Genomic DNA, 2,803 nt, shown 5'->3' with positions numbered 1-2,803 from the left:
AGGTTACGGATGGTAACGTGGGGAGTACTCATGCTGATTGGTCTGCAAAAAGCAGTAATAAATTCAGAACTTCAGAATACCGTCAAGTCCCGAAAAAAGAAAAATCAGGTGCGGAATGACGGATCTATTGGCTATCCATTTCCTCCGATATATCCCCCAGTGTAATATTGGCCATCCCGACAGACGGCCAATCATGTTAAATAACCACCTATTTACGCGGTGGCAGTTTTACCGCCAGATCGTTAATCCGCACCGGCAATTCAGTACGCAAAGAGCGGTTGGCAGCGATACCGGTCAAAATGGAAAGTGCGCCATCCTGATAATCCGCAGCACGGTTCAGCGGGTCGGGCTCCGAGATACCAAACAGATCGCGCAGCATCACATCATCACCGCCGCCGTGTCCGCCAACGCCTTGCACCACGGGCACCACGTACGGCTCGTCAAACATCGGGAACACTTTGATTTCACAACCACGCAGTGCGCCTTCGTCTGATTTTTTGCCGCCGCCGTTAACGTAGGATTTTTCGACCAGCTTCATCTCGATACGACCACGGCTGCCGTTAAACACCACGTTCAGCCCTTCCCACGGCAGATAAGCATTCAGCGAGTAGGTCATGATGGCTTTGCTTTTATAACGTACGATCACGCCAAGCGTATCTTCGATATTAATGCCATCGTCAAACACGCTCTTATCACGGTAATAACCATCTTCATGCTCGGCGTTGAGGTACAGCGACGTCAGTTGCTTGCTGTCTTTCATGTGCAAGGCAAAGGGGTCGTTGGCCGCCGCCTCGCTACCATGGGAGCGGTTATAAAACTCGGTCACGCCGCATTCTTCCGCATTGGCTTTGCCGTAAAAACGCAAATCGCCCTGTGCATAGACGGTTTCCGGTTCAGAGTTGAGCCAGAAATTGACCAGATCGAAATGGTGCGTGGATTTATGGACTAACAGGCCGCCGCTGTTACGTTTGTCGCGGTGCCAGCGGCGGAAATAATCTGCGCCGTGCTCGGTATTCAGCAGCCATTCAAAATGCACGGAATAGACTTCACCGATAATGTTGGCGGCAATCAGCTCACGAATCTTGCTGTGGTGTGGTGCATAACGGTAGTTAAAGGTAACGCGCAGGCTACGCCCGGTGCGCGCGACAGCATCGATAATTTCCTGACACTTCTCTTCGTCAATGGTCATGGGTTTTTCACTGATAACATCACAGCCCAGTTCCATGGCGCGCACAATATAGTGATGGTGCGTACGGTCAATGGAAGTGACGATGACAAAATCAGGACGCGTTTCCGCGATCATTTTATCGAATTCATCCGCCTTGTACGTTGGCACGGACTGATGCTCAAACTCGCCGATCATGGCGTTGGCATAATCCATTCGCGTTTGGTTGCTGTCGCAAAAGGCGACCAGACGACCTTCCTGGCGGTAATCACGCGCTATTGCGGTCAGGAACAGACCGGAGCGGCCCCCCGTCCCCACTAAGGCATACTTTTTCATAACGACTCCGTAGTTATTAACTGCTTTCACTGGTGTGAACCCTGGCTGAGCATCACCTTGGATCTAAAAAAAACGGTATCCCGATATCACTTTCTGTAGCGAATGGCTGACAGCCTGTAACAAGCGCTATCTAATGTGTTGACAGCATCCTATCCGCTCGCTATATTTTCCACATATGGAAATAATTTTTATATATGGAATTTAAAGTCAGTATAGTGGTCAACAATAAGGTGCACAAGATGAAAAAAAAGCCAGAAACCTGCGTGACGTCTCAAATCGTTGAGAAAAATGCAACTGACAACCCAGAAGCAAATGCACCTGTTGACGCTAGCGATGCCCTTTCTCTCGCGACAAAATCCACCGCACCGGCGTTAACCAAAGGGTTTGCGATACTCAATCTGATTGCCAAGGAACCGGGGCTTAACCTGACGGCGATAAAAGATCGGTTGGGACTTCCCAGCAGCAGTTGCCACCATCTGGTAACCACGCTGTGCCAACTGGGTGCCTTACAGCAGCAACCCGTACAGGGGGGATATATTCTGGGGCTGAAGCTGTTTGAACTGGGCACCATCGCAGCAAACCAACGACGTATTGAAGAATTTGCCCTGCCCGCGTTGAAAGCCTTAGCACAGGAACTTCAGTTGACGTGCCATCTGGGCGTGATGGAAGGGAGCGAAGCGGTTTATCTTTTGAAGGTTGAAGGCAACAGCAGCATCCAGGTCAACACCTGGGTTGGAAAACGCCTTTCACTGCACAGTTCCTCGCTGGGCAAGGTGTTGCTTGCCTGGTTACCGGAACAGGCTTTGGAAAAAAAGCTCAGCCATATCAGTTGGCAAACGAAAACCGCCAGCACGCTCACCTCGCCAGAAGCCTATCGCCAGCATCTCATCAGTGTACGTCAGCAAGGATGGGCGTTTGATAATGAAGAAGATATCGTCAATATTCGCTGCCTTGCCGCACCGATAACCGACAGCAGCGGGCAGGTCATTGCCACCATCAGCGCGGTTGGCACGGTGCTGGATATCGATCCGGCAAAGCTAGAGTGGATTATCGACCCACTGTGCCGCACCGCCGTCCATATCTCCCGGCAACTGGGGAAGTAAATCAGGCATAAAAAAACGGCGTCTATCAGACGCCGTTGAAGTTAATGACAAACCTACCTAAACCGTCATTCCCGTCCCCCGTCATTGCTGCGCAGGCGGGAATCTCTGACAGGCGAAACGCGTTCATTCTCACCGAGATCCCCGGCTTTCGCCGAGGATGACAAGGGCACAAAGTGGTTTTATCAGCAGTCTGAGGCTT

The 2,803-nt window shown here is 51.1% G+C and carries 2 protein-coding genes; one reads left to right on the top strand and one right to left on the bottom strand.

The window, feature by feature from the left end; genetic code table 11:
* Positions 1–208 precede the first annotated feature (208 nt).
* Positions 209–1,501 carry a Gfo/Idh/MocA family protein gene (locus ACTBDZ_RS16775; RefSeq protein WP_438816146.1) on the bottom strand — a complete coding sequence of 431 codons (1,293 nt, stop codon included), beginning with the start codon at positions 1,499–1,501 and terminating at the stop codon, positions 209–211.
* A 239-nt stretch (positions 1,502–1,740) separates the two neighbouring features.
* Here ACTBDZ_RS16775 and ACTBDZ_RS16770 point away from each other — a divergent pair, with 239 nt between their 5' ends.
* On the top strand, positions 1,741–2,604 hold the full coding sequence (locus ACTBDZ_RS16770) for an IclR family transcriptional regulator (protein WP_438816145.1): 864 nt from the start codon (positions 1,741–1,743) through the stop codon (positions 2,602–2,604).
* Positions 2,605–2,803 lie beyond the last annotated feature (199 nt).

Origin of the sequence: Symbiopectobacterium sp., from assembly GCF_051710365.1 — a bacterium.
Taxonomy (GTDB): domain Bacteria; phylum Pseudomonadota; class Gammaproteobacteria; order Enterobacterales; family Enterobacteriaceae; genus Symbiopectobacterium.
Note: the sequence above shows the minus strand (reverse complement) of the source record. Positions and strands in the feature narration are given on the sequence as shown.